21 protein-coding genes are annotated in these 26,925 nt (G+C 33.9%); 8 read left to right on the top strand and 13 right to left on the bottom strand.

Going from position 1 to position 26,925, the window contains the following annotated elements:
• Positions 1-70 precede the first annotated feature (70 nt).
• Both AB3G33_RS11680 and AB3G33_RS11675 read right to left on the bottom strand, forming a co-directional pair.
• Complete coding sequence (locus tag AB3G33_RS11680; RefSeq protein ID WP_367769649.1) at positions 71-2,407, bottom strand: ATP-dependent helicase; 2,337 nt, start codon at positions 2,405-2,407, stop codon at positions 71-73.
• A gap of 118 nt (positions 2,408-2,525) precedes the next feature.
• Entirely contained in the window at positions 2,526-3,296 is a 771-nt protein-coding gene (locus AB3G33_RS11675) for a sulfite exporter TauE/SafE family protein (protein WP_367769646.1), read from the bottom strand.
• Between the two features lie 146 nt (positions 3,297-3,442).
• Here AB3G33_RS11675 and AB3G33_RS11670 point away from each other — a divergent pair, with 146 nt between their 5' ends.
• Positions 3,443-3,964: a hypothetical protein gene (locus AB3G33_RS11670; RefSeq protein WP_367769644.1), complete on the top strand. Its 522-nt coding sequence runs from the start codon at positions 3,443-3,445 to the stop codon at positions 3,962-3,964.
• Positions 3,965-3,968: 4 nt separating this feature from the next.
• On the opposite strand, the gene AB3G33_RS11665 is transcribed toward AB3G33_RS11670, so the two are convergent.
• Positions 3,969-4,865, bottom strand: a complete 897-nt coding sequence (locus tag AB3G33_RS11665) for a patatin family protein (protein ID WP_367769642.1) — start codon at positions 4,863-4,865, stop codon at positions 3,969-3,971.
• Between the two features lie 18 nt (positions 4,866-4,883).
• Positions 4,884-6,950 (bottom strand): M1 family metallopeptidase, encoded by a 2,067-nt coding sequence (locus AB3G33_RS11660; RefSeq protein ID WP_367769640.1) that lies wholly within the window; start codon positions 6,948-6,950, stop codon positions 4,884-4,886.
• A gap of 101 nt (positions 6,951-7,051) precedes the next feature.
• On the opposite strand from AB3G33_RS11660, the gene AB3G33_RS11655 reads away from it, so the two are divergent.
• The gene (locus AB3G33_RS11655) at positions 7,052-7,789 is read left to right on the top strand and encodes a diphthine--ammonia ligase (RefSeq protein ID WP_367769637.1); all 738 of its coding nucleotides are present in this window, start codon (positions 7,052-7,054) and stop codon (positions 7,787-7,789) included.
• Between the two features lie 59 nt (positions 7,790-7,848).
• Here AB3G33_RS11655 and AB3G33_RS11650 read toward each other — a convergent pair whose 3' ends face one another.
• From AB3G33_RS11650 to AB3G33_RS11610, 9 genes are all read right to left on the bottom strand, one after another.
• Entirely contained in the window at positions 7,849-9,333 is a 1,485-nt protein-coding gene (locus AB3G33_RS11650) for an aminopeptidase P N-terminal domain-containing protein (protein ID WP_367769634.1), read from the bottom strand.
• Between the two features lie 161 nt (positions 9,334-9,494).
• A complete protein-coding gene (locus tag AB3G33_RS11645) occupies positions 9,495-9,923 on the bottom strand; it encodes a hypothetical protein (RefSeq protein ID WP_367769632.1) in 429 nt (142 codons plus the stop codon).
• 78 nt (positions 9,924-10,001) lie between these two features.
• The gene (locus tag AB3G33_RS11640) at positions 10,002-10,547 is read right to left on the bottom strand and encodes a DUF1697 domain-containing protein (protein ID WP_367752849.1); all 546 of its coding nucleotides are present in this window, start codon (positions 10,545-10,547) and stop codon (positions 10,002-10,004) included.
• 150 nt (positions 10,548-10,697) lie between these two features.
• Entirely contained in the window at positions 10,698-11,144 is a 447-nt protein-coding gene (locus tag AB3G33_RS11635; RefSeq protein WP_367769629.1) for a YhcH/YjgK/YiaL family protein, read from the bottom strand.
• A 148-nt stretch (positions 11,145-11,292) separates the two neighbouring features.
• Positions 11,293-12,030, bottom strand: a complete 738-nt coding sequence (bla, locus tag AB3G33_RS11630; RefSeq protein WP_367752846.1) for a BlaB/IND/MUS family subclass B1 metallo-beta-lactamase — start codon at positions 12,028-12,030, stop codon at positions 11,293-11,295.
• A 56-nt stretch (positions 12,031-12,086) separates the two neighbouring features.
• Positions 12,087-13,805, bottom strand: coding sequence for a serine hydrolase (locus AB3G33_RS11625; protein ID WP_367769627.1), 1,719 nt, complete (start codon positions 13,803-13,805; stop codon positions 12,087-12,089).
• 93 nt (positions 13,806-13,898) lie between these two features.
• Entirely contained in the window at positions 13,899-14,528 is a 630-nt protein-coding gene (locus tag AB3G33_RS11620) for a hypothetical protein (protein WP_367769624.1), read from the bottom strand.
• A gap of 14 nt (positions 14,529-14,542) precedes the next feature.
• Positions 14,543-15,013: a hypothetical protein gene (locus AB3G33_RS11615; protein ID WP_367769621.1), complete on the bottom strand. Its 471-nt coding sequence runs from the start codon at positions 15,011-15,013 to the stop codon at positions 14,543-14,545.
• Between the two features lie 125 nt (positions 15,014-15,138).
• Complete coding sequence (locus AB3G33_RS11610) at positions 15,139-15,633, bottom strand: TlpA family protein disulfide reductase (protein WP_367769619.1); 495 nt, start codon at positions 15,631-15,633, stop codon at positions 15,139-15,141.
• Positions 15,634-15,814: 181 nt separating this feature from the next.
• Here AB3G33_RS11610 and recG point away from each other — a divergent pair, with 181 nt between their 5' ends.
• The 6 genes from recG (at position 15,815) to AB3G33_RS11580 (ending at position 26,920) form a co-directional block, all read left to right on the top strand.
• On the top strand, positions 15,815-17,920 hold the full coding sequence (gene recG / locus AB3G33_RS11605) for an ATP-dependent DNA helicase RecG (protein WP_367769616.1): 2,106 nt from the start codon (positions 15,815-15,817) through the stop codon (positions 17,918-17,920).
• A 279-nt stretch (positions 17,921-18,199) separates the two neighbouring features.
• Entirely contained in the window at positions 18,200-19,258 is a 1,059-nt protein-coding gene (locus AB3G33_RS11600) for an efflux RND transporter periplasmic adaptor subunit (RefSeq protein WP_367769614.1), read from the top strand.
• Positions 19,259-19,327: 69 nt separating this feature from the next.
• Complete coding sequence (locus tag AB3G33_RS11595) at positions 19,328-22,423, top strand: efflux RND transporter permease subunit (RefSeq protein ID WP_367769612.1); 3,096 nt, start codon at positions 19,328-19,330, stop codon at positions 22,421-22,423.
• 10 nt (positions 22,424-22,433) lie between these two features.
• Entirely contained in the window at positions 22,434-23,738 is a 1,305-nt protein-coding gene (locus AB3G33_RS11590; protein ID WP_367769609.1) for a TolC family protein, read from the top strand.
• 156 nt (positions 23,739-23,894) lie between these two features.
• Complete coding sequence (locus AB3G33_RS11585) at positions 23,895-24,752, top strand: bestrophin family protein (protein WP_367769606.1); 858 nt, start codon at positions 23,895-23,897, stop codon at positions 24,750-24,752.
• A 710-nt stretch (positions 24,753-25,462) separates the two neighbouring features.
• The gene (locus AB3G33_RS11580; protein WP_367769603.1) at positions 25,463-26,920 is read left to right on the top strand and encodes an FAD-dependent oxidoreductase; all 1,458 of its coding nucleotides are present in this window, start codon (positions 25,463-25,465) and stop codon (positions 26,918-26,920) included.
• Positions 26,921-26,925: the final 5 nt, after the last annotated feature.

Below are 26,925 nucleotides of genomic sequence, written 5' to 3'. Positions count from 1 at the left end.
TTTTTTAGTTTAAAGTTTCAGGTTTAAAGTTTCAGGTTTAAACAACTTTAAACCTGAAACTTTAATTTTTTTATCCAATAATATCCAACTTTGCAAAACGCAATAATAATTTCTTAATTCCACCTACCTCAAACTTAATTTCGGCTTTTTTATCAGCTCCCACTCCTTCAATATTCACAACTTGCCCTCTACCAAAACGCTCGTGCATGACCAAATTTCCTTGAACTAATTTATTATCAAATAAATTAGCACCCCCTGAGGGAACATTTCCAGAAACAGGTTTTAATTTACGAACATTTATCTCTGGTTTATTTACACTACTATTAGTATAATTAACAGGTGGAGTTCCATTCGACGGCTTAGCTAAACGCATTTTTGATTTATCCACATCTCCAAAAATATCCTTATCAATCATAGATTTGTAACGATAATTACTTTCTGCAGGTGTAAGATACTCTAAATATTGTGAATTTATTTCCTCAATAAATCGTGAAGGCTCACTATCCGTTAATTTTCCCCAGCGGTAACGAGACTGCGCATACGTAAGATACGCTTGATGTTCCGCCCTTGTTAAGGCTACGTAAAATAAACGTCGTTCTTCCTCCAGCTCACTTCTAGTACTCATACTCATCGCACTTGGAAATAAATCCTCTTCCATTCCTACCACAAATACATGCGGGAACTCCAAACCTTTGGCTAGGTGAATCGTCATCAACGCTACCCGATCTTCATCACTCGTATCTTTATCTAAATCCGTAGCCAAGGCCACATCTTCCATAAACTCTGATAAAGCGCCACGTGCACCATCAATCTCTTTTTGACCCTCGGTAAAATCTTTAATACCGTTTAATAATTCTTCTATATTCTGGATTTTAGCCATTCCTTCCGGCGTAGCATCTTTTTTTAATTCTTGTACTAATCCGGTTTTCTTAGAGACATGATCGGTAATATAAAAAGCATCTTGATTTTCATTGATCACTTGGAAACTTTGAATCATAGTGACAAAATCACTAAGTCGTTGTTTTGTACCTGAATTTAATTTCAAATCAATTTTATCAATATTTTGCATCACTTCAAAAATCGAACGCTTATAATGATTGGCCGCAACAGTCAATTTTTCAACTGTAGTATCCCCAATACCTCTTGCCGGATAATTAATTACTCGCATTAATGCCTCTTCGTCTTTTGGATTAATCACCAAACGCAAGTAACACAAAACATCTTTAATTTCTTTCCTTTGATAAAAAGACAAGCCGCCATAAATTCGGTACGGAATATCTCTTTTTCTCAACGCATCTTCCATAGCACGTGATTGTGCATTGGTACGATATAAAATAGCAAATTGACCATTATTCATTTGGTTTTGCATCTTTTGTTCAAAAATGGTACTCGCTACAAAACGCCCTTCTTCGGCATCGGTCATAGAACGATGTACTTTGATCTTTGGACCAAAATCATTGGCTGTCCAAACTATTTTATCCAGTTTGGTTTTATTATTGTCTATAATCGTGTTTGCCGCTTCAACAATATTTTTTGTCGAACGATAATTTTGTTCTAATTTGAATGTTTTTACTCCTTCATAATCTTTCTGAAAATTCAAGATGTTATTGATATTTGCCCCACGAAAAGCATAAATACTTTGTGCATCATCACCAACTACACATATATTTTGGAATTTATCCGATAATGCTCTAACAATCAAATACTGGGAATGATTCGTATCTTGATACTCATCCACCATGATATAACGAAAACGGTTTTGATATTTGGCCAATACTTCAGGAAAACGGGTTAATAATTCATTGGTTTTTAACAATAAATCATCAAAATCCATTGCTCCCGACTTGAAACATTTTTCTACATACTTTTGGTACAACTCCCCCATCCTTGGTTTCTTGGCCATAGCATCAGCCTCCATCAAATCAGGATCGTTGAAGTAGGCTTTGACAGTTATTAAACTATTTTTAAAGTTCGAAATTCGGCCTAAAACCTGTTTTGGTTTATAGATATCTCTATCTAGCTGCATTTCTTTTATAATACCTGATATACATCGCAATGAATCTTGAGAATCATAAATAGTAAAATTTGAAGGATAACCTAATTTATCAGCTTCAGAGCGCAGAATTCGAGCAAAAACCGAGTGAAATGTTCCCATCCAAAGATTTTTAGCTTCACCAGAACCTACAATATCCGAGATCCGTTTTTTCATTTCACGTGCCGCTTTATTGGTAAATGTCAGCGACAAAATATTAAATGAATCAACACCTTGACTCATTAAATAGGCAATTCTTATCGTCAAAACACGTGTTTTACCAGAACCAGCACCAGCAATAATAATCATTGGGCCTTCTTTTTGTAAAACAGGTTCGCGTTGTGCTTCGTTAAGTTGGGAAATGTATTTTTGCATGAAAATTTTCTATTTATGCAAAAATAAGAATTTAAGATTTAATACTGTTGCAAGTACTACAATTTTAAAGGACTAAAGTAAAGTACTTGAAAAATGACATTTGAGAAAAGAACTCCATTTATTTTTTCCAAAAAACATCATAGGCAAAACGAATTAAAGTACCAACCACAACCACTAAAAAGAAAATACGAATGAAGCCATTTCCTTTATTGATTGCTAGTTTTGCACCTAACCAGCCTCCAAAGGCATTGCAGGCAGCCATTGGCAAAGCGATTGCCCAAATGATTTTTCCTTTTAAAGCAAACAGACAAATCGAACCAAAATTAGTTGCTAAATTGACCATTTTAGCATTTGCGGAAGCATGAAGAAAATCAAAACCCATTAATGCAATAAAAGCGACTACAAGAAAACTACCCGTTCCAGGACCTATAAAACCATCATAGAAACCAACGATAAAACTAATCAGCATTGCATTAAGAATTTGAGTTCTTTCAGAAATATTTTTTTCGACTAATTGCCCGAAATTTTTCTTAGCATACGTATAAATTGCTAATAATGACAATATAAAAAGCAATAATGGTTTCATAAAATCATTACTCATATATGTCAATAATGTGGAACCCAAAAAAGCCGAAGGTAAAGCCAATCCCATCATTATCAGCAATAACTTCCAGTTCATAGTTACCTTTTTTAAATATTGATAAGCCGCAAAAGAGGTTCCACTAAAAGCAGGTATTTTTAAGGTTCCAATAACAGTTGAAACCGGTAAATTTGGCAATAATATTAATCCTGCTGGCGTTTGAATCAAGCCACCGCCACCCACAATTGCATCAATAAACCCAGCAGCAAATGCAGCTACACAAAGTAAAATAATAATGTATGTTTCCATTTAGTAGCAGTAGTTATAGGTAAGACAATCGTACTTTCGTTTTTAATATTTTTTGTAAAAATACTACTACCTTGGATTTATTACACCATAATTGAAGGGTAATTATAATCAAAAAGTATATTTTTGCGTATCATAAAATACTAATAATGGATTCGACTACAATCACTGAAATAATTGCTTTTACACTTCCTTCACTTATTACTGGAGCGGTGGCTTACTATTTGTTTGATGCGCACTTCAAAGACCAACAAAACACCAGACGATGGTTATTGCAAAAAGACAATCAATCAGCATCATTACCAATTCGTTTGCAAGCTTATGAACGTATGACTTTGTTTATGGAACGCATCAATCCATCACAGTTAATGGTTCGTATCAATCCAATTTCTGAAGATAAAAATGAATACAGAAATTTTGTAATTGCCCAAATTGAACAAGAGTTTGAACACAATTTAGCACAACAAATTTATATTTCTAATGAAGGTTGGTCTGTCATAGTAACCGCCAAAAATGCGACTATCCAAATGATTCGCTTGGCAGCACAACATGAAAAAGTAACAAATGCCGATAGTTTACGTGAATTAGTAATCTCAGATTTATTACAAAAAGCTTCTCCAAGTAGTACTGCATTAGCTTATCTTAGAAATGAAGTGAGTCAGTTATGGTAAAAAGTTAATTTTCTTTGTTGGTTCCATTCCGTTCCTTAGCGGTTTCGTATCCTTGTTTCCACCATTTTTCCATTTGAATTTTATTGAAAACCAGTGCATTACTTGTTAACTGTGTGGGTGTATAATATAAATTGAGTTTTACATTTTCATTAATTGCAGTTAATTTCCCTATAGTAATATCGTTTTTTTGAACTTGTTCGAGTAATGTTCCGAAAAGATTTACTAATAATGAAAATGGGTTTTTCCCAGTGAATTTGGGTGAAATATGAACTTCTGTCTCCAGAATAATGGCATCTATTTCAGTTGCTCCACGATTAATAGCTTCTCGAATAGGTACCAAACTAGTAAACCCTCCATCACCATATTCGCTATTGTTTTTAATAACAAGACTCATAAAAGGAATATAATTACAAGAAATCCAAATCCAATCACAAAAATCATCGTATTCAAAATCAGAAAGGGCTTTGTATTCTACTTTGTTACTACTTAAATTCGTTACAGTAACAACAACAATTTTATTACCGCTTTTTAATTGATAAAAATCCTCTTTTGTAATCGTTTTTTTTATCAACTTTTTTAAGTTAAAACTTTCTCCAAATGTATTTGAACCTCTTAGAAAATTAATTAAAACATTAAAATGGTTTATTTTTATAATATCAACGCCATTTTTATTTTTTATTTTAAATGGGCATCTGTTAAATATATTCTCCTCCGTAACTGATGTATATACCTTTTTTATTGCATCAATTTTATCTAAAGCCAAATGAGTAACCAGCAAACTTCCGGTAGATGTTCCAATAAAAATGTCATATTTATTTTTTTCTTTATCCAATAAATACTCAGCAACACCACCTGCGAATGCGCCTTTACTTCCTCCTCCTGAAATTACTAATGCTCTCATAGGAAACTGTTTTATATATTACTCTATTAACAACCTGTTCAACTGAAAATACTCGCTTTCATTTAAACTTGGTAAAACCTTTTCAAATGAAGTTCTCATTTTTGGGTTTTTAAGTAGTAATCGAATATTATCTCTTCCAAATTTAGAAAATTGCCACATATGATGTGTTGTTGAATTGATTAAATTTTTTAATACATCATCATCATTTAATAATTGAAAAGCAATCAGTTTTTCTAATGCATTTTGCCTTGTAATGGCTTCATAATTGGTAGAAGAATAATTGATTAATTCCTCAATTAAAGCCTTTTTATCGACTGAATAATCTAGAGTTGACAAAGCCAATGACAACCATAATGTTCTTAAATTATAGTCATTAAAACCAATCCAATCCTTTGATAAATCTAAATATTTAATACGATATTCAGGGAAGGAATTCCATAAATAATACAATGCAATTTCTTGAGTCTGATAGGATTTATCATTTAATAGTGTTTCATATTCTTCTCTAAATTCTTCAGGAATTTTAGGCAATGAAACAGCAACTTCTTGTCGAACTTGAACATTATTTGTAGCTAAAGCCATTTCCAATAATCCTTTTTTATTTTCAAAAATTTCATTTTTCAATTGGTTGACAATTGCTGCTTTTACCGTATAATAGGCATCTGATTGAAGTGTTTTAGCAAAGAATTCTTTTTTATCTGCCAATGCATTTTTCTTTACTTTTTCGACTTCAAACAACAACTGAACTGTTTTGTTTTTTAACAGTAACTCATTAGCTTCTTGAGTGTTAAAAACAGTTGATTCTAGCCATACTTTACTAAATTTAGTTGTGTCGAAATGTGAAAATTTATGAATTTCATCAAGGAAATTTTCGGTTGTTACCGTCTTATATCCATAGGTATTTAAATAACTGCAAACTGCTTTTTTGAAGGCTTTATCCCCAACAGATTCATGCAAAACAAAAAGTGCCCAAGCTCCTTTTTGATAAAAACTCAAAGAACTTGCTTTGGCATTCAAAACCGGAATCGTATCTGTTCTGGACGCATATTTTATTTGTTGGGCTGATTCATATAATTTGGAATAGAAATAATCGTCGCCATATATTTTTCGTTCCGCTAATAACGCATAATAAGTCGCAAATCCTTCCTGTAACCAATGATGCTTTCCACTTTCGGCAGTTATCAAATCTCCGAACCATTGATGTGCTAGTTCATGTGCATTGACATTGGTATAGGAACGATCTGAAAAACCGATAGAATCTACTACATACCTGCTGGAAAACAAAGTAGCCGATGTATTCTCCATACCTGCATACAAGAAATCTCGAACAGGAATTTGCCTGTATATTCTCCAAGGGTACTTCACTCCTATTTCATTTTCTAAAAAATCAAATAGTTCCTTCGAATAAGGATAAGTTGGTTCCCACTTAGATTTGTCTTTGGACTCAAAATACAAATCTAAAGGGATTCCTGAATTGGAATATAGGGTTTGCTTTTCAAATTTACCTATAGCCATCATTAGCAAATAGGAACTCATTGGTTTTTGCATGTTGAATCTCCAATAGGTCATTGAATCGTTATTGATTTTACTGGTCAAAACTCCGTTAGCGACTACTTGATATTTAGAATCCACAACCACTTCCAGATTAAAAATAACTTTCTCGCTTACATCATCAAAACTTGGAAACCAATTACTGGTGTATCTTCCTTGCCCTTGTGTCCAAATTTGCACATTATCTTTTTCTTCTGAACCTATAAAATACAACGCCTGCTTTGGCTTAGCTGTATAATTAAAACTAATGTTATTTTTTCCTTTTTTGAAATCGGCAATCAATACAATTTGTTTTTTGGTATTAATAAATTGGATTCCTTTTTGATTTAATTCTACTTCAGAAAATTCCATATTTTGTGCATCAATTTTAATGGTATCAATAGGTTTTAAAATCTCAAACCAGTAACTGACTGCACCTGAAACTGATTTTTCAATAGGATTAACCGTAATTTGACCTTGAACTATTTTAAAGTCAACGGATTTAGTTTGTTGTGCAAAAGCAAATGTGGATATAAATAATAAAAGGTATTTCATTTTAAAAAATTAATGCATCTATCTTTCAAAGTTACGAAGGTTTCTCGAACTAATAGAACTAATTTTGTAAGTTTACTACCTGAAAAAACAATACAATCTCATTGAAAAAGAAAGCCCTATTTAACTGGAGCAGCGGTAAAGATTCTGCTTTGGCCTTATACAAAATACTGCAAGATCCTAATTTTGAAATTAGTTGCTTGCTCACTAGTGTTAATCAACAATTCCAACGTATCTCGATGCATGGTGTTCGAGTGGAATTACTACAACAACAAGCAAGTAGCATGGGATTACCATTAGAAATAATGCAAATTCCCGAAATGCCAACTATGGAAGTGTACGAAAAGGTAATGCAGGAAACATTGGAGAAATTGAAAAGTCAAGGAGTAACCCATTCTGTTTTTGGAGACATATTTCTAGAAGATTTGCGTAAATACCGGGAAGATAAATTAGCCGAAATAGGCTTTAAAGGCGTTTTTCCACTATGGAAAGTCCCAACACAAGATTTGATTCAAGAGTTCATCCATTTAGGTTTTAAAACGATTGTAGTTTGCGTGAACGAACGCTATTTAGATAAAAGCTTTGTAGGTCGGGTAATTGACCAAGATTTTATCAATGATTTGCCTGAAAATGTGGATGTATGTGGTGAAAATGGAGAATTTCATACTTTTACTTTTGATGGTCCCTTATTTAGTAAACCTATTGATTTTGAAATTGGTGAAATTGTGTACCGTAAATATGAAAGACCCGAAAAAGAAGAGTCCTCTGACACAGCCTGCGATACAAGTGCACCAGATGCATTTGATTTTGGTTTTTGGTACTGTGATTTACTCAGCAAATAATAAAACAAAAAGCTCCGAAATTATCATTTCGGAGCTTTTTATATTCTAAAAATAAAATATCAATCTAGATTAGGCAGTGATAAGGTATCAAAAACACTTTTCTCTTTCATTAATGCTTCAATTTCTGAAGATTTTCTAGGCGCTTCAGCCGATAAATTTACAGGACCATTTTTAGTGATTAAAATATCATCTTCGATGCGTACCGCAATTCCCCACCATTTTTTATCACAGTCACTTCCAACAGGGATATAAATTCCTGGCTCAACAGTAAGAACCATATCTTCTTCAAAGTTATTATACAAGCCCGGATCATGAACATCTAAACCAATATGATGTGAAGTACCATGTGGAAAATATTTTCTGGAATCTCCTTCTGTTTTTATAATTCCTAATTTTACTAAACCTTGACTTATAATTTTACGAGCTGCACCATCTGGAGCACTAATACTATTTCCAATCACAGCTGTAGCAATACCCGCTTCTTGTGCATCATAAACCAAGTCGTATATCACTCTTTGCTCAGGAGAGAATTTACCATTTGCTGGAATAGTTCGCGTTACATCGGCACTGTAGCCGTGATACTCCGCTCCTAAATCCATTAAAATTAACTCGTTTTCCACTTTTGTTTTGCTGTTTTCAATATAATGCAACACACATCCATTGTTTCCAGCACCCACGATAGAAGGATATCCTTCAAACTCACTTCCGTATTTTTTATAGACAAACTCATGAAGTCCCTGAATCTCAGTTTCTGACATTCCAGGATGCATGGCTTTCATAACTTCACGCTGTCCCATAGCTGAAATACGCACTGCCTTCGTAAGTAAAACCATTTCCTCTTTGGTTTTTTTCTCACGCAAACTAGCCATGTACGTTTTAATAGACTCAGTATCTAAAATGGCTTTCTTTGTTGTTATATTTTTCTTTAAGCCCAATTCTGTTTGTAATTTAGAATCTGTTTGTGGTACAGTCTTCACATCATATCCAACCTGACTTTTAAATGCCGCAACCAACTTGTATAAATCGGCCTCTTCTTTTTTTGAATTTCTATAGTCATCATTAAATTCCTTGGATTGCACTGTCGAAAAACTAGCATAGTCAATCCCTGAATTCAAAAAATCTTTTCCATTAAAAGCTACATCAAACCCCAGTTCTTTTTTGGCTCCATCAGTGCCCAAACGAATACCTGTCCACTGCTCTGCTTTTGGATTTTTTTCCTGCACATATAACATTTCGTTGTAGGTTTTACCCTCTTTATTGGTCTGATCATTCGAAAAAATTACTAAAACTGAATTGGGTTCTTTATATCCCGTTAAGTAATAAAAATCAGGATCTTGATGGTACACATAATCAACATCATTAGCGCGGTTGCGAACTGGATTTCCAAAAAAAACCGCCACACTATTATTGGGCATTTTAGTACGTAGTGCTGCTCTTCGTTCTTTATGAAATTGTGATGATAGATAATCTGTGGGAGTTCCTGTTTGTGCAAATGCAAATGAGGCAAAAAACAAACTGATAATAACGGATAGTTTTAAAGACATAATTTTTATAATATAAAATGAGCTTAAAGAAACGGTATGAAAATTAGTATTAAGTAGTAAATATAACCGATTTATTTTTGCAAAAAAAAATATTGTTTAAAGATTAAAAGAGAAGTTCTTTTTATCTTTAAACAATAGTAGCTTCGTATTAAAACAACTTCCTAGTTTACTTTTTTATATTCTAATCCTGGACCATCACAATTTCTCCAAGTACTTGACAAAATTGAATTGGGCAGGATATAAAGCTCTTCCTTATTATTTCCATAACAACTCCCTATTATATCACTATCGATTTTATAGGTTAATTCCAGAAAAGACTCCTCTTGCACTTTTGAAAAAACATAGGTTCCTGACAGTTCCGTTTTTTCTCCATTTCTAGTTCTGGATTTAGTAAAGCTACCATCAGTTTTGAAAGTGTAACTCTCTTGCCACTCCATTCCTGTACCAGTAGTTTCAGAATTTGGCAAGTTTCCAGACATTTTGTATAATTCCCATTTTCCATGATACGCGGTTGTGATCGCTTTTATATTGTCATTGGAACAAGAACAAAAAAGGGCTAGCAAAGCACAAAAAATAATTGATTTTTTCATTTTTATCAACGTTTAAATTTCTTACAAGATGCTATTTGATAGTAAAGGTTGCTTCAATTTAATCATTTTTAAATTCTTTTATCGTTCTTCATACATTTTCAACAACTGCGTTACTGTATTCCAATTTCTAATCGTTGCAGTAAGACTTAATTTTTTCTCAATGTATTTTTGGTCTAATCGAGTTTTTCCTGCACCTACGGCATATTTAATAAAGATTCTGTTGCCGTCAATTTGGGCTTCATCTGGTTTAAACTGACTAATTTTTAAATCATTGATATTTTCAGAACGCAATTCTTTAGAAACAAAAGCCACATATATTTTTTTGATGTCCAATTCTTTCTCTTTCAAAAAAGGATTGTTGGTAAAACATTTTTTTAAATCTTCTATTCCTATTACAATCGTTGGTACATCATGTCCAAATGCTTTAAAAATTTCTTGTTTGATGATGAAACCAACTTTGGCAGCACTTTCTTCTTCAGAATCTACAAAAACATTACCTGATTGAATATAGGTAGCCACATTGGTAAAACCTATTTTCTCCAAAGTCGTTTTTAATAAATCCATTTTCATCATATTATGTCCAGAAACATTGATACCACGAAGGAGTGCGAGATGCGTTGTCATTTTTTACAGTTTTTGTTATTGTTCCAAAGATATTGTGTTTAAAGTAGAATTCACAATTTTATTAAATTAGAAAATACTGTTTAGTTTTAAGCGCAAAAAAAATCCGAAAGTGATAGCACTTTCGGATAAGTAACTTTTAATTTTTACTTTTTAAATCAAAACCTTGACAACTACTTTTTTAACTCTGGTGCTTTCTCCATCTTTTACACTTGGTCTGTGCAAATCATCTGGAAAAAACACCGTAAACATTCCTGCCTCCAGTTTTAAATATGTTGTTTCCCCTTCATAAAAAGTGTAATCTTTATCTAAATCACTAGTCACTACTTTTTGATCATTTTTGGTACTTACCCCAATTAATTCAGACCCTTCAATCACATATTGAATATCGATATATTTTGTATGACCTTCGAGTACACAATCTTTGATTTCTTTTGTATCGTATTCCTGAACAATAGCAAATACGACTTTATCCTCAATTTCATAGGTCCCTGCTTCTATTGAAACCAAATCAGTATTTTTAATAAATTCAAATCCTCTAGCTAATCTTTCGGTTAGGTTAGCGTAAAGGCCATAATTTTCAATTTTATCAATTATCATTTTTTATATTTTATGTTTAATTTTGTTGTAATGCTTTTGCAAATTTGAGGAAATATAATATTCTAATTCAAAAATCAACTTTTTTTTATTTTATTGCTTTTCTAAAATAGGGTTAGAAATTGTCGAAATAATTAAGATCAATCATGGATCACTTTGTTTTTTTATTTTCTTCCAATAAATCTAAAGTATGACTTAAAGCATTTGTACTTGTCCAATCATGATGTCCTGTAATAATGTATTTTGGGTTTTTGAATCTAGCTTGCACCCGTTTAATTGTATTTGGCCATTGCTTTATATTAGCTTCTCCAACATATTCTAAGTCTGTAGCATCTATGCTCTTTACTAAGCATCCCCCATAAAGCACTTTCTGTTGATCAAACCAAACTACAATATTATCTTTTGTATGCCCTTCACCGCCATAAAAGGTTTCAAACTTAAATCCACCAATATTGAAAACAGAATCTTTAGTCATTAGGAATTCAGCCCTTGGTCTTTTATTTTCTTTCGAAATTTTATCTGTTTTCTTAGTGGTATAGGTTTTTATTCCATGTTGTTTGTAGAAATCAATTCCTGAAGTTCTATCTTCATGAGAATGTGTGGATAGTGCCAAAACTACTTTTTTATGATGTTTTGCTTCAATACTATCCAATAACAATTGATATGGAAAATCATCCCAAGGGGAATCAAAAAGAATAACACCAGCTGGAGTAACCACATACATCGCATTGGCATCTTGTTTTTTAGCGCCAAACATTTTATAGGTAGTGTAAACATAAAAATTAGTCGTAATTGGGCTAATTTTTAATTCGTTTTTTACGGTTTGACCAAAAGAAAAAGTAGAACTGACTATTAAAAATAAGGTTGTTAGAAGAATGTGTTTTTTCATTAGTATTGCTATCGATGATTTATTAAAAGTTCTAAGACAAATATTTTAATAGTGACTTATTCCACTTTTTTAGCATTCATATCTTTTCCCATATTTAATGTCAAGCTATCAACATGTCCATTTTTATCGCTATTAAAAGTAAACTGAGCTGTAATTATTTTACTATAAAATCTATTTTGCGCCATTGGATATACAGTTGTAATTTTTTCGTTAGTTCCTTGAATATATAATTGCCCTTTATCCTCGGTTACTGTAAAAAAATAATTTTCATTTAACTGATATCTACCCAAATAGCTTTTAAGAACTTCTGGAGCAACTGTAACATCAGTAATTAAATCAGTTGTTGCAATCCCTAATTTTTTTAAAACGTTTTTTGCATTTGCATTATCTGGATTTAGTGCCACTGATTTTTTATAATTTTCGACAGCATTTGCGGTGTCTTTTTGCAATAGATAAGCCTCTCCTAAACTATCATAAACATTTGAAGAGTTTGGATTTATTAGAACATTAAATTTAAATATCGAAAAGGCTTCCGATAATTTCTTTTCGTTAAGGAATTTGTAACCCAATTCATTAATAGCAGCATCGTCCATTGCATACTCATTTGGCTTCGATTGTATAGATTTAGTCGTTTTTGCAATAGCATCATCTACCGAGTTTACTTCTAATGCTTTTTGTAATTCTGAAAAAACGGTAATCTTAGGAATTTCATAAGGTTTAGACGCTAATATGTTTTCTATCGCCACATTCATCTCATCTTTATTAATAGCATTTCCAGCATTCGTAAGCCAGATATAAGTGCTTTTTTTCTCTAAATCCCTCATGATAAACGCACGGTAACCAAAATCACTTCCTGAGTGGTTAACTGATTTTTTTTCTGGAGTAACAAACCATCCAAAACCGTAATTAGATACTGAACCATCATTTAAAACAACAGGAGTAAACGCTTCTTGCATAGTTTTTTTAGAAACTAACTTTTCAGTATATAAAGCTTGATCCCATAAAAACAAATCATCAACATTTGAAAACATACTTGTAGAACCCGTGTGTGAAACTACATAATCGTCAAGTTCACCAATAACAGTATAACCAATAGCTCTATTTTTTAAATCAATTTTTGGTGTATCCCCAACCAAAGTATTTTTCATTTTTAATGGCTTAAAAATATTTTCTTTCAAAAATGCTGCTAAGGACTTATTCGAAACTTTTTCTACAATTAAACCCAACATAACGTAACCAGCATTATTATACACATAGCGCTCTCCAATGCCAGCGTCCAACGCTTCTCTTTCTTCTATTATTTTTAAAATTTCAGCATTCGTCAGGTTATATTTCTTAGCGAATGGCTGATATAATGGCATACCCGATGTTTGATTTAGTAAATTCCGTATTGTAATATCCTTCCCATAAACAGGGAATTCAGGGAAATACTTGGTGATTTTATCATCGTACGAAAGCTTATTTCTTTCTTTTAAAATCATTATTCCCATAGCAGTGAATTGCTTAGAAACAGATGCCAAATCAAAACAAAATTCTGGTTTTAATAACTGTTTTGTTTCTTTATTGGCATAGCCAAAAGCTTTGCGATAAATCACTTTTCCATTTTCAGCAACTAAAACAGTCCCATTAAATACACCACTTGCATGAGCTTGATTCATTAATTTATCTAGTTCTGCCGTTTTATTTTGCGCTACAGCATGTGGTAAACTAATCAATAGAATAGTGAAAATTAGAAATACTAATTTGAATAAAAATGGGGTTGTTGTTTTCTTCATTTTGGGATTTGTCTGAATTTATATTTTAATAATTTGAAGGTTGAAAAGTTTTTTCAAGTAGTAAATTTATAAGTTTCTTTAAATAAAAAGTATTTATTTTTCAAGTAAAATTTTATATGGAGGTAAAAGAAACTCTTCATTATTTTCTTTAGTTTCGATAATAGCTGTAGCTTCCATTCTTGCAATAAAATCGATAAAATAATAATCAACTCTAAGAAATACTGATTTCATAATATCAGTAATTTTATTTTTATTAAAAGCGGTGAAATTTTGAAAATATTCTGGACTTACTTTCAAATCATTTGCAAAATAATAGTCTTGTTTTCCTACACTGTCTCGAACACTTAATTTATCACAAACATGTCCCAAGATAGTATCGGCATTTTTAATAATTTCATACTCGAACTTGGTGTTTTTAATTTTTGAAGCAACGATATAAAATAACGTATCCGAATCTATTTTACTCTTCATGTACAACCTATTTTCCTTGGGATCATACAGTTGAAAAGCCATATATTGCGAGTTCGTAATTTGTTTATAAAATCCTTTCTTGGTTATAAATGTAGATGTACCTCCCAGAAATTTTATAATTTCAGGAGAATCAATAATCGCTTTACTATCCGTTTGATAATACGATAATTTATATTCAATTTTACCTTCAAAATCCTGACTGTAAACGGAAATTGAGATCAACAAAATAAAAGAAGTAACAATTTTTATCATACTAATATTTTGAATTAGTTAAAGACTGGATTAAAAATTTCATATTTTAAAGAAGTATTGGCTAGTATAAAATCAACAGCTATTTTTGTTTTATCCACTTTTGTTAATGTAATCACTTTGATTTTTTTTGTATGATTTTGATTAAGCAAATTTAAAGTAAAACTTACTACAGTAGTGTTTAAATCAGGCTCCCAATTGTGAAATTCTTTAATGTCATAGGAGTAATTATAGTTAGTAGATAACCTTCCTTTAAAAACGGTTACTATTTTAAAATCACATTTAATTGCTTTTTTATAAGTCAATTTTTCAAATAAAAAAACTCCATTATACAATTCATTCTTTTTAACCACCAACCCTTTCTTGGTAAACATCACTAATATGAAAATGAGGCTAAAAGCAAACAATCCTAATTTAATGTAAATAAATTCATTAGATCGCAATGAATACAACATTGCAAATAATGTAATTAAGCAACTAAATGTCAAAATAAATAAATTTTGAAATTGTTTAAAATCAAGATTCCTTTCTAAAATTATTCTTTGCATCGTAATTATTATACCAAAAATTAAAAAATCTTTAAATCCTTTAAAAGTGTTTTAGTGAAAATATTTTATTTTTTATATTCCCCAATGATCTTTTTTATAACTTCAGATGTTAATTCATATCCTCTTAATATCGGGTAACCTTCCCAACGTATAATCCCATCAGGATCTATTAAAATACAATGTGGAATAGCAGCTATCCCTAGAAAATCATACATTTTTCTATTGGTATCAATTGCACTATAATACTCAATTTTAGGGTCAATAAGTTTATTTACTTCCTCTTTTGTTTCATCGCTAATACCTATTACTACAAGATCATTTTCAAATTCTGTTTTAAACTTATTCAATTCTGGAATAGCTCTTTTACACGGACCACACCAAGTTGCCCAAAAATCTATTAAGATAAATTTTCCTTTTGTATTAGGCTTATCAGAAAGCCATTTTTCAACAGTGATTTTTGGCGCCTTTTGATTAATAATTGATTTAGCCCACATTTTTTTTTGCTGTGAGAAAACATTCAAAACAAACAAAAATGTGAAGAGTAATACTATTTTTTTCATTTTATTTTTTTTATTTCTAAAATCATATTTCAAATATACACTTTTTTCCTACATCACATTCCATCCGTCCCATTTCCAAATTTCCAAACAAAAAACTATCTTCGCTTCATCAAAATAAAAATCCGCATTAATCTGTGTTTTGCATTTGCAAATCCGTGTTACCCGCGTCCAATACAGTCAAATGAATAACCTCCTACTTACTCCCATTGAATATTTGAAAGGCGTTGGTCCCAGTCGGGGCGAATTGCTACGCAAGGAATTGGGGATTCATAAGTATGCCGATTTAATCAATTTTTACCCCAACCGTTACATTGATCGCACCCGTTATTACAAAATCAATGAATTGCAAAATAATGTAGCCGAAGTTCAAATCATTGGTAAAATTATCAATGTCAAAACGGTGGAGTTTGGTAAAGGCAGGAAACGATTAGTAGCAACGTTTGTCGACGATACTGGACAAATGGAACTAGTATGGTTTCAAGGACATAAATGGGTTCGTGAATCACTCAAAATCAATGAGGTTTGCGTTATTTTTGGAAAATGCACGTCGTTCAATGGTATGTACAATATGTCACATCCTGAAATTGAATTATTGAGCGAACATGAAAAAAGTTTACGCTCCGCCATGCAACCCGTTTATCCTTCGACAGAAACACTCACAAATCGAGGTATTTCAAACCGTACGATTAACAAAATCATGCAACAGTTGTTTCTTGAAACGCATACTTTGTTTACCGAAACGCTTCCGGATTATCTCATTGCTGAACTAAAGCTGATTTCTAAAAAAGACGCTTTAATCAATATCCATTTTCCTAAAAGCACCGAAGCTTTGGCGAAAGCCCAATTTCGATTAAAATTTGAAGAATTGTTTTTTATTCAGTTGCAGTTAATTACTAAAAACCTGATTCAGAAACATAAAATCAAAGGGCATCCTTTTACTGTTGTAGGTGAATTTTTCAATGAATTTTATCAAAATCACCTGCCTTTTGAACTCACGGGAGCACAAAAAAGAGTGATTAAAGAAATAAGAACGGACATGGGTAGCAATGCCCAAATGAACCGATTATTACAAGGTGACGTAGGTTCTGGAAAAACGATTGTGGCATTTATGACGATGTTATTGGCGCTTGATAATGGTTTTCAAGCCTGCTTGATGGCACCTACCGAAATCTTGGCAAATCAGCATTTTATAGGATTATCAGAATTAGCTAAGGAACTGAATATTAACATTAAACTACTCACTGGTTCAAGTAAGACTGCAGCACGAAGAATCATTCACGAAGAACTAGAAAATGGGACTTTGCAAATCCTGATTGGCACACATGCATTGCTAGAAGACAAGGTGAAATTCAAAAATTTAGGATTAGCAGTAATTGATGAGCAACACCGTTTTGGTGTGGAGCAGCGCTCTAAATTGTGGAAGAAAAACGTGATTCCACCACATGTTTTAGTGATGACCGCAACTCCTATTCCAAGAACACTGGCGATGAGTTTGTATGGCGATCTAGATATCTCTGTGATTGATGAATTGCCTCCGGGAAGAAAACCCATTCAAACGGTACATCGTTTTGATAGCAACCGCTTAAAAGTTTGGAAATTCATACGCGATGAAATTGCGATAGGACGCCAAATTTACATTGTTTATCCGCTGATTCAAGAATCGGAGAAAATGGATTTCAAAGATTTAATGGACGGTTATGAGAGTATTTCTCGTGATTTTCCGCTACCCCAATATGCCATTTCAATTTTACACGGAAAAATGAAACCTGCCGATAAAGATGCTGAAATGAAACGCTTCTCCGAAGGTAAAACCAATATAATGGTCGCAACTACTGTAATAGAGGTGGGTGTTAATGTACCCAATGCTTCAGTAATGATTATAGAAAGTGCGGAACGTTTTGGCCTTTCACAACTACACCAGTTACGAGGTCGCGTAGGGCGTGGTGCCGACCAAAGTTATTGCATCTTGATGACGAGTCATAAATTGAGTTCGGATAGTAAAACCCGAATGGAAACCATGGTGAGTACTAACGATGGTTTTGAAATTGCCGAAGTCGACCTTAAACTTCGTGGTCCTGGAAACTTAATGGGAACGCAGCAAAGTGGTGTACTTAATCTTCAAATTGCTGATATTGTAAAAGACAGAGACATTTTGGCGTTAGCCAGAAACCATGCCATGAAAATATTAAAAGAAGATGCTCCGTTGCAAAAACCAGAACATGCTTCCCTAAGAGCAGTTTATATTGAATTGACCAAAAAGAAAAATATTTGGAACTATATCAGTTAGTATTTTTTTTAAAATATTTTTCCCTTTTCCTTTAAACCTTTTAACCATTTTAACGTCCTATTACCATTTAAGAATGATATCAATTGTTTTTCTGAATTTTAAAAATGGGCCTCTTCATTACTATTTCTGAGGATTCATTCATTTTTTTCCATTTATTAAAATATTTGTATAGACAAGTGTTAAATAAAAATTAACAAATTGCTGATTCCGATATGAAAACCTAAATTTGTTTTTTTAACATAAAATTATAAATACCTAATCTTTCTTTAACCAATAACTATGAAAATAAAATACTTTATATACACTTTAATAATTGTTGGTTTCGGTGCTTTTATCACGTATCGAATTATGGAAAATAAAGAAAAATCGGAAGTAGGAAATGATAAATCAGGAAATCCAAAAGCGATGCGTTTGTCTGGAATTGTGGTCCAACCACAAACATTTGACAACAATTTATCACTATCTGGTTCTATTGAGGCCAATGAACAGGTGGAAATACGTTCCGAAGTATCGGGAATTGTAGAAAGTATTAATTTTCAAGAAGGAAGTAGTGTCAGTAAAGGACAATTACTTTTTAAAGTCAATGACACCGAATTAAGAGCACAACTGAGTCAAGCCAATACTAAAGAAAGTTTAGCCTCTGAAAACGAGCGAAGAGCTAAACTTTTATTACAAAAAGAAGCCATCAGCCAGGAAGAGTATGATGTAGCAAGAGCTGAATATGCATCCACTCGCGCGCAAAGCCAATTGATTAAAGCCCAAATTGCTAAAACAGCAGTAAGAGCTCCGTTTTCAGGTAGAATTGGTTTGCGTTCGATTTCCAAAGGAACCTATATTACTCCTACAGTTTTAGTAGCCAAACTCGTGAACATTGGTCAATTAAAAATCACCTTTTCGATTCCTGAAAAATATGCCAATCAAATAAAAAATAACACTAATCTGAATTTTACAGTGGCGGGATCTTCTGATACGTATTCAGCCAAAGTATATGCTATAGAGCCAGCTGTAGAAATTGCTACCAGAACATTACAAGTTCGTGCGATTACAGATAATAAAGATGGGAAATTGTTACCTGGAACTTTTGCTAATGTCGAATTACCACTAGATGTCATTAAAGATGCCATTGTTGTTCCTAGCCAAGCAGTGATTCCAGTGCAAAACGGTAAAAAAGTGTTCATTTCTGATATGGGAAAAGCCAAAGAAATAATGGTGGAAACTGCCACTAGAACGGATGCTTCTCTATTAATTTTATCGGGATTAAAAGCGGGTGATACTGTAATTACAACTGGTGTAATGGCATTAAAAAATGATGCTCCTGTTAAAGTAACCGTTAAATAGATTTAGGGTATCCGATTCAAAGTCGACATCTTAGCCTTCAAATCAGCAATAAAAAAATAAAAAATCTAAATGAGTTTATCTACACTAAGTATTAAAAGACCCGTGATGACTATTGTTATGAATTTAACAATAGTATTATTTGGGATTATAGGATATACCTACCTTGGCGTTCGAGAATTTCCTTCTATAGATCCCGCTCAAGTTTCTATTCGTACCAATTATACTGGTGCTAATAGTGATATTATAGAGTCACAAATTACGGAACCACTTGAAAAAGCAATCAACTCGATTGACGGAATTAGAAATATCACTTCTTCCAGTGCACAAGGAAGTAGCAATATCACGGTAGAATTTAACTTAGATAAAGACTTAGAAGAAGCCGCCAATGATGTTCGTGACAAAGTATCTCAAGCCATTCGAAGCTTACCACAAGATATTGATGCGCCACCTGTAGTTTCTAAGGCTGATGCCAATAGTGATGCAATTATTTCGATGACCGTACAAAGTGACACTCGTAGTCCACTAGAATTAAGTGATTATGCGGAAAATGTAATTTCACAACGTTTAGAAACCATTCCTGGGGTAAGTGGTGTTCAAATTTGGGGTCAAAAGCGCTACGCCATGCGACTTTGGATTGATCCTGTAAAACTAGCTTCCTACGGATTGACAGTAGCCGAAGTGCGCACCGCATTGAATGCACAAAATGTCGAATTGCCTTCAGGAAAATTAACGGGTGATAATACGGAGTTGACCGTAAAAACGGTTGGAAACTTAGCAACAGCCGAAGAATTCAATAACATCATCATCCGAACGAATGGTGATAAAATTGTCCGTTTAAGTGATGTGGGAAGAGCTGAATTAGGTCCTGAAAATATCGAAACCAAATTAAGTCAGTCGGGTTTACCATTGATTGGTCTTGCGATTGTTCCTCGTCCAGGCGCAAATTATCTAGATATTTCGAAATCTTTTTATGAGCAATTCGAAGCGTTAAAGAAGGATTTGCCAAAGGATATCAAATTAAACATTGCGCTTGACAATACCATTTTTGTAAAAAAATCAGTACTGGAAGTGGCCGAAACCTTGGGGATTTCTATTCTTTTGGTAATTTTAATTATCTACTTATTTTTTAGAGATTGGGCTATTGCTTTTAGACCTTTAATTGACATCCCAGTTTCTTTGATTGCAACCTTTTTCATCATGTGGTTGTTTGGTTTTTCAATCAATGTTTTGACCTTATTAGCCATTGTTTTAGCAACAGGATTAGTAGTTGATGACGGAATTGTTGTCACCGAAAATATTTTCAAAAAAGTAGAAGAAGGTATGACGCCTATCGAGGCAGCTATTAAAGGGTCTAACGAAATCTTTTTTGCAGTAATCTCTATTTCAATCACCTTAGCTGCAGTATTCTTACCTGTAATATTTCTGGAAGGATTTGTGGGCCGACTCTTTCGAGAGTTTGGTGTCGTTATTGGTGCGGCGGTTTTAATTTCGGCCTTTGTATCGTTAACTCTTACACCCATGTTGAATGCCTATTTAATGAAAGGTGGCGAACAAAAAAAATCAAAATTCTACGTTTTAACCGAACCGTATTTCCAAAAATTAAACACTAATTATGCCGATGCGCTAAGTCGTTTTATGGCTAAAAAATGGTGGAGTTTCCCCATCTTATTTGCTTGCTTTGCTTTGATTTTTGTTTTTTATAATTTGATCCAAAAAGAAACTGCACCTTATGATGACCGTAGTTCTTTAATTCTAAGAATGACTGCTCCTGAAGGCGCGAGTTATGAATATACGGACCGATTCATGCAAGAAATCGCCCAATTGGTAGATGACTCTATTCCAGAGAAAAAAGTAAGTTTGGTCGTGACTTCCCCTGGTTTTGGATCTTCCTCAGTGAATAGTGGTTTTATGCGTCTTTCGTTAAAAGAACCAAGTGAAAGAAAACTATCCCAAGATGAAATTGCCGAAAAATTAACCAAATGGACCAAACAATATCCGGATGCCAAAACATCAGTGACACAACAGCCTACCATCGCCGTAAATAGACGTGGTGGTTTGCCTATTCAATACATCATTCAAACCCAAAGTTTTGCTAAGTTAGAAGAGAAAATTCCATTATTTATGGAGGAAGCGGCCAACAATCCTACTTTTGCCATGACCGATGTGAATTTGAAATTCAACAAACCCGAAATCAACGTAACTATTGACCGTGAAAAAGCGGAGAGTTTAGGTATTTCAGTAATTGATATTGCACAAACTTTGCAATTATCCTTAAGCGGACAGCGTTTTGGCTATTTCATGAAAAAAGGAAAACAATACCAAGTTATTGGACAATTTGACCAAAAAGACCGTTCGAAACCATTGGATTTAACCTCAATGTATGTTAAAAACAACAAAGGGGATTTAATCCAAATGGATAATATTGTGAGTATCGAGGAACAAAGTAAACCGCCACAGTTGTATCATAACAATCGATTCATGTCGGCTACTGTTTCTGCGGCGCTCGCTCCAGGCAAAAGTATCAATGATGGAATTGAAGCTATGGAACAAATTAGAGCCAAAGTACTTGACGATACTTTTACTACCGATTTAGGTGGAGAATCTAGGGATTTTGTAGAGAGTAGTTCGAATACTTCTTTTGCTTTTGGATTGGCTTTACTATTAATATTTTTAATCTTGGCGGCACAATTTGAAAGTTTCATTGATCCGTTTATCATTATACTTACCGTTCCTATGGCCGTGGCAGGAGCCTTATTTTCCTTATGGTTATTTGACCAAACTTGGAATATTTTTAGCCAAATTGGAACTGTAATGCTAATAGGTTTAGTAACCAAAAACGGAATCTTAATTGTCGAATTTGCGAATCAGCTTCGGGAACAAGGCAAACCAAAACTACAAGCCATTCTAGAAGCTTCGGAGGCACGATTGAGACCTATTTTAATGACAAGTTTAGCGATTTCCTTGGGAGCTTTACCAATCGCTATGTCGCTTGGTGCCGCTTCGACAAGTAGAATTGGAATGGGAGTTGTAATTGTAGGAGGAACTATTTTCTCATTGGTATTAACCTTATTTGTAATTCCAGCACTTTATTTTATGTGGTCTAAAGCCCGCAAGCATTACCCAGAATTTGAACACATTGAGGAATATGAAAACGAAAGTAAATAAAAAGACGAACATGAAAATAATATTCAAAAGTGTACTATTGCTGTTCTTCTGTTTCATTAAAGGAAATGCACAGGAAGTATTATCATTAGAAGATGCTGTAAAAATAGCCTTAGAAAACAATTACGAAATTAAGATTGCCAAAAACGATTTAAAAATAGATCAAACGAATGTGACAGCAGGAAATGCGGGAATGTTACCCAAAGCCACTGCCTCTATAACGCAAAACAACAACCTGCAAAATTTGTCACAAACCCGTACTGATGGTACTTCAACCAGTTTGAATAATGCCAAAAGCAACAGTTTAAATTATGGCGTGGGTCTGGATTGGACTATTTTTGATGGCTTTAAAATGTTTGCTAGAAAAGATCAATTGCAAGAATTACAAAAACTAGGTGAAACCCAGTTGAAACTCACCATTATTACAAAAATAAGCGATGTGCAAACCGCTTATTACAATTTGGTACAGCAACAGCAACAATTGGCAGCTTTAGACACTACTATTGTTATTTCGAATCAAAGAGTGAATCTGGCCAAAAATCGGTTTACAATTGGTAAAGCATCTAAACTGGAGGTTTTAAACGCGCAGGTAGACATCAATACGGATAAAGTGACTTTGCTAAGACAACAAGAATTATATAAAAATTCTAAGATCGCACTCAATCAGCTTTTGGCTAGAGATACCCAAATTGATTTTAAAGTCGTTTCAGATTTTACGATGGAAAGCAAACTGGAATTTGCCGAATTAAAGGCATTAGCCGAAAAGCAAAACCCACAAATAGAAGCTTTAGTCATCAGTAAAAAAGTAGCTGAACTCGAATTAAAACAAGTAAAATCAGGGCGCTACCCTACTGTAAAAGTGAATACTGGTTATAATTTTGCCGAAAGTCATTCCAGTCTTGGTTTTACTACGCAATCATCGGCACGTGGATTAAATTATGGTTTTAGTGCTTCTTTGAACTTGTTTGATGGCTTTGCGCAAAAAAGAAATGAGACCATTGCCAACATTGAAATTGAAAATTCAACCCTGCAAATAGAGCAACAAAATCAAGCCTTAAACACGCAATTGGCTACTTCCTACCAAACCTATTTAACCAATTTAGAATTGATTGATTTGGAAGAGACAAATGAAGCGATTGCCAAACAAAATTTAGATATAACCTTAGATAAATTCCATATTGGTACTATTACCACACTCGAATTTAGAACGGCGCAATTGAATTATGTCAATGCTAAAGTCCGTTATAGCGATGCCCAGTTTCAGGCAAAATTATCCGAAATTGCGTTGAAAGAATTAGCGGGAGCTATCCAATTTTAAATTAGATTTGTAGCAAATCTGAGGAATAGAACATAGACATTATAAAAAGAATTCTTGAAATTAGATAAAGTAATCATCTGGTTTTCGGTAAATAACTTCTAAGTGCAATCCTCAGACTTTACGACTTTAGGACTTTTTAACTTTCGACTTACTAAAATGATTTCATACAACCCAAAAGACTGGATTACGTTTATTTTTCGTTTTCACAAAGCCGACACTTTTCGGCAGCTGATTCCCATGATGATTTTCATAGGTACCTATTCAGCTGGGATTGCCTATCTTGAAATCGAATATTGGGAATTGCCAGAAAACAGTCATGTCAAGAACATTTCTATCATGCATGGCATGCTGGGATTTGTGATTTCATTATTGCTCGTTTTCAGGACTAATACCGCTTACGATCGCTGGTGGGAAGGACGTAAAATATGGGGAAGTTTGGTGAATAACTCTCGAAATCTAGCTATAAAACTTTCTGTGATTTTAAAGGAAGAATCAGATCGTGCTTTTTTTAGAAAGCTAATTCCTAGCTATGCTTCTATCCTGAACAAACATTTAAAAGACGAAGAAACCAGCAAGCAACTTTTTGAAGATATCATCATCGAGCACCACAAACACAGACCCAATCAAGTGGCCAAAATTTTATTTCACAAGATCAATGACCTTTATAATTCTAAGAAAATAACGGGTGACCAACTCATTATTTTGAACCACGAGATCCAGTCTTTGACTGATATTTGTGGTGCTTGCGAAAGAATCAAGAATACGCCCATCCCCTATTCTTACAGTGCTTTTATCAAGAAATTCATTTTCTTTTACGTGATGACCTTACCATTTGGGTACGTATTTAATTTGGGGTATTATGTGATTCCTGTAGTAGTTTTCATATTCTACGTTTTGGCAAGCTTAGAGTTAATTGCCGAAGAAATCGAAGATCCTTTTGGCCATGACGACAATGATTTACCTACCAAAAAAATTGCCGAAAACATCAAGCGCCACGTCGAAGAATTGCTGTAAATTAAATACATTTTAGTTTTTTTTAGGAGCTTATCCCGTCATTCGTTACAGTCTTTTTGTAATAAAACCCTTTTTCTAGGCTGTTGCAGGAGCTTCCTTTGGTCGCTCTGCCTCAACCAGAAAAAAGTGGTTTTCTCCCTGCAAAACCTTTCACTACTACCGTGGCTATTAAACCTATGCTAAATAATGACGTTTACGGTTTCCCTTAATCAAAGTCATAGAGAGGAACGAAGCTATCTCACTAAAACATCAACAAAAAAATAAAAAACTATTGCAACGAAAATACTGGATGAGATTCCTAATTCTTCGGAATGACAATATTGTAGAAATATAGTGAGAAACCAATATTATACCAGACTTAAAGTCGTAGCGAGGAACGAAGCTATCTCACTCAAACATAACAATAAAACTAAAAAACTATTGCAACGGAAATACTAGATGAGATTGCTTCGTTCCTCGCAGTGACAAAGTGTATAAAATTCCCCTGCCTAAGTACTAAAACCGTGCAACTAGATTATCGTCATATAGATTTATAAAAAGGCAACAGCAGTCCCTATCCAGTAACATACTTATTGGAAATATCGTTTTTAATCGTATTTTCGTACCACTGAAAACACTCGTTTTCATAAGTTCTAAATTGGCTAGAGGCTGGAGAAAGTAGTTGAAAATAAATACCCATTTGGGTTAAAATCAAGTGAAATAAAGAGAAATTGAAAAAGGTAGAAAATACAGCAACAAGCTGGACTTTGTGTCCCGATTGTAGAGGTCGCGGCAAAAAAAGTCGGGGACTATCTAAGAAATTGCGAGACCGCTACCAGATAGCAATTGATCTATTTGAAAAAACAAATGGTAAAGGAGTAGCGCCTATTCCTCCAAAAGGGCACTTATATACCTGCATGAACTGCAATGGGTCTGGCTTGATTGCTTCTGACAGCCCTCCTATTGCTGATAAAGAAAACTTTCCACACGTTGCTATTATTGGTGGTGGTATAGGTGGAGTTGCTCTAGCTGTGGCTTGCTTGCACCGCGGAATCCCTTTTACCCTTTATGAACGCGATACCAACTTTGATGCTCGATCTCAGGGTTATGGACTTACATTGCAGCAAGCTAGCAAAGCGATCGAAGGATTGGGGATTTTCTCATTAAAAGAAGGAGTACTTTCAACAAGACATCTCGTTCATACTCAAGAAGGAAAAGTGATTGGAGAGTGGGGAATTAGAAAACGGATGCAGAATGATGAGAAAACATCTTCAAAACGGACCAACGTACACATCGCAAGACAGTCTTTGCGCTTAGCGCTCTTGGAGCAACTTGGCGGAAATGATTCGGTACAATGGGGACATCAGTTGGTCCATATTAAAGAATCAAAAGAGAGTGGTGTTCATCTCACCTTTGAGGTAAATGGAGAGAAGAAAAAGGCAACAGCAGATCTTGTGGTTGGTGCCGATGGTATTCGTAGTTCCGTTAGGAAGTTGCTGATTGGTGAAAACAGTACTCCCTTGCGTTATCTAGATTGTATTGTGATTTTGGGTATTTGTCCTTTGGCGGATCTTGAAGGACTAAATAGTTCTTTGCTGGACTCGGCCACCGTATTTCAAACTGCCAATGGCCATGAACGAATTTACATGATGCCTTATAAAACAGACTCGGTAATGTGGCAATTGAGTTTCCCCATGTCAGAAAAAGAGGCGAAGGAATTAAGTTCTCAAGGACCACGAGCACTGAAGGAAGAAGCCTGTCGCAGGACGCAATGGCACGATCCTATTCCACAGATTTTAGCGGCGACTCCAGAAAGTCATGTTTCTGGCTATCCCGTGTACGACCGAAAATTACTAGAAACAGTATTATTAGAAAAGGCAGGAAATGTAACCGTGATAGGCGATGCAGCACACCCAATGAGTCCATTCAAAGGACAAGGAGCAAATCAAGCACTACTGGATGCGCTTTCTTTAGCTAAGAGAATCTATAGTGGATGTCAACCTTTTTCTCAATGGAGAAAAGTAGGATTGAGAGAAAGTGTATTAAAAGAATTCGAGTTCGAAATGCTGGAACGTTCTTCCATCAAAGTCAAAGATTCAGCCTCGGCTGCAGAGTTCCTGCATTCTGAAATAGTCCTCCATGAAGGTGATGAGCCTAGAGGTAGAATTTTAAAGAAAAAAGATAGTTAACAATT

It is taken from the genome of Flavobacterium sp. WC2421 (assembly GCF_040822115.1).
Classification (GTDB): Bacteria; Bacteroidota; Bacteroidia; order Flavobacteriales; family Flavobacteriaceae; genus Flavobacterium.
Note: the sequence above shows the minus strand (reverse complement) of the source record. Positions and strands in the feature narration are given on the sequence as shown.

What these genes read in the sequence shown, in the direction of transcription:
- AB3G33_RS11680 (WP_367769649.1), bottom strand. Translation starts at nt 2,407, where the DNA reads ATGCAAAAATACATTTCCCAACTTAACGAAGCACAACGCGAACCTGTT.
- AB3G33_RS11675 (WP_367769646.1), bottom strand. Translation starts at nt 3,296, where the DNA reads ATGGAAACATACATTATTATTTTACTTTGTGTAGCTGCATTTGCTGCT.
- AB3G33_RS11670 (WP_367769644.1), top strand. Translation starts at nt 3,443, where the DNA reads ATGGATTCGACTACAATCACTGAAATAATTGCTTTTACACTTCCTTCA.
- AB3G33_RS11665 (WP_367769642.1), bottom strand. Translation starts at nt 4,865, where the DNA reads ATGAGAGCATTAGTAATTTCAGGAGGAGGAAGTAAAGGCGCATTCGCA.
- AB3G33_RS11660 (WP_367769640.1), bottom strand. Translation starts at nt 6,950, where the DNA reads ATGAAATACCTTTTATTATTTATATCCACATTTGCTTTTGCACAACAA.
- AB3G33_RS11650 (WP_367769634.1), bottom strand. Translation starts at nt 9,333, where the DNA reads ATGTCTTTAAAACTATCCGTTATTATCAGTTTGTTTTTTGCCTCATTT.
- AB3G33_RS11645 (WP_367769632.1), bottom strand. Translation starts at nt 9,923, where the DNA reads ATGAAAAAATCAATTATTTTTTGTGCTTTGCTAGCCCTTTTTTGTTCT.
- AB3G33_RS11640 (WP_367752849.1), bottom strand. Translation starts at nt 10,547, where the DNA reads ATGACAACGCATCTCGCACTCCTTCGTGGTATCAATGTTTCTGGACAT.
- AB3G33_RS11635 (WP_367769629.1), bottom strand. Translation starts at nt 11,144, where the DNA reads ATGATAATTGATAAAATTGAAAATTATGGCCTTTACGCTAACCTAACC.
- bla (WP_367752846.1), bottom strand. Translation starts at nt 12,030, where the DNA reads ATGAAAAAACACATTCTTCTAACAACCTTATTTTTAATAGTCAGTTCT.
- AB3G33_RS11625 (WP_367769627.1), bottom strand. Translation starts at nt 13,805, where the DNA reads ATGAAGAAAACAACAACCCCATTTTTATTCAAATTAGTATTTCTAATT.
- AB3G33_RS11620 (WP_367769624.1), bottom strand. Translation starts at nt 14,528, where the DNA reads ATGATAAAAATTGTTACTTCTTTTATTTTGTTGATCTCAATTTCCGTT.
- AB3G33_RS11610 (WP_367769619.1), bottom strand. Translation starts at nt 15,633, where the DNA reads ATGAAAAAAATAGTATTACTCTTCACATTTTTGTTTGTTTTGAATGTT.
- recG (WP_367769616.1), top strand. Translation starts at nt 15,815, where the DNA reads ATGAATAACCTCCTACTTACTCCCATTGAATATTTGAAAGGCGTTGGT.
- AB3G33_RS11600 (WP_367769614.1), top strand. Translation starts at nt 18,200, where the DNA reads ATGAAAATAAAATACTTTATATACACTTTAATAATTGTTGGTTTCGGT.
- AB3G33_RS11595 (WP_367769612.1), top strand. Translation starts at nt 19,328, where the DNA reads ATGAGTTTATCTACACTAAGTATTAAAAGACCCGTGATGACTATTGTT.
- AB3G33_RS11590 (WP_367769609.1), top strand. Translation starts at nt 22,434, where the DNA reads ATGAAAATAATATTCAAAAGTGTACTATTGCTGTTCTTCTGTTTCATT.
- AB3G33_RS11585 (WP_367769606.1), top strand. Translation starts at nt 23,895, where the DNA reads ATGATTTCATACAACCCAAAAGACTGGATTACGTTTATTTTTCGTTTT.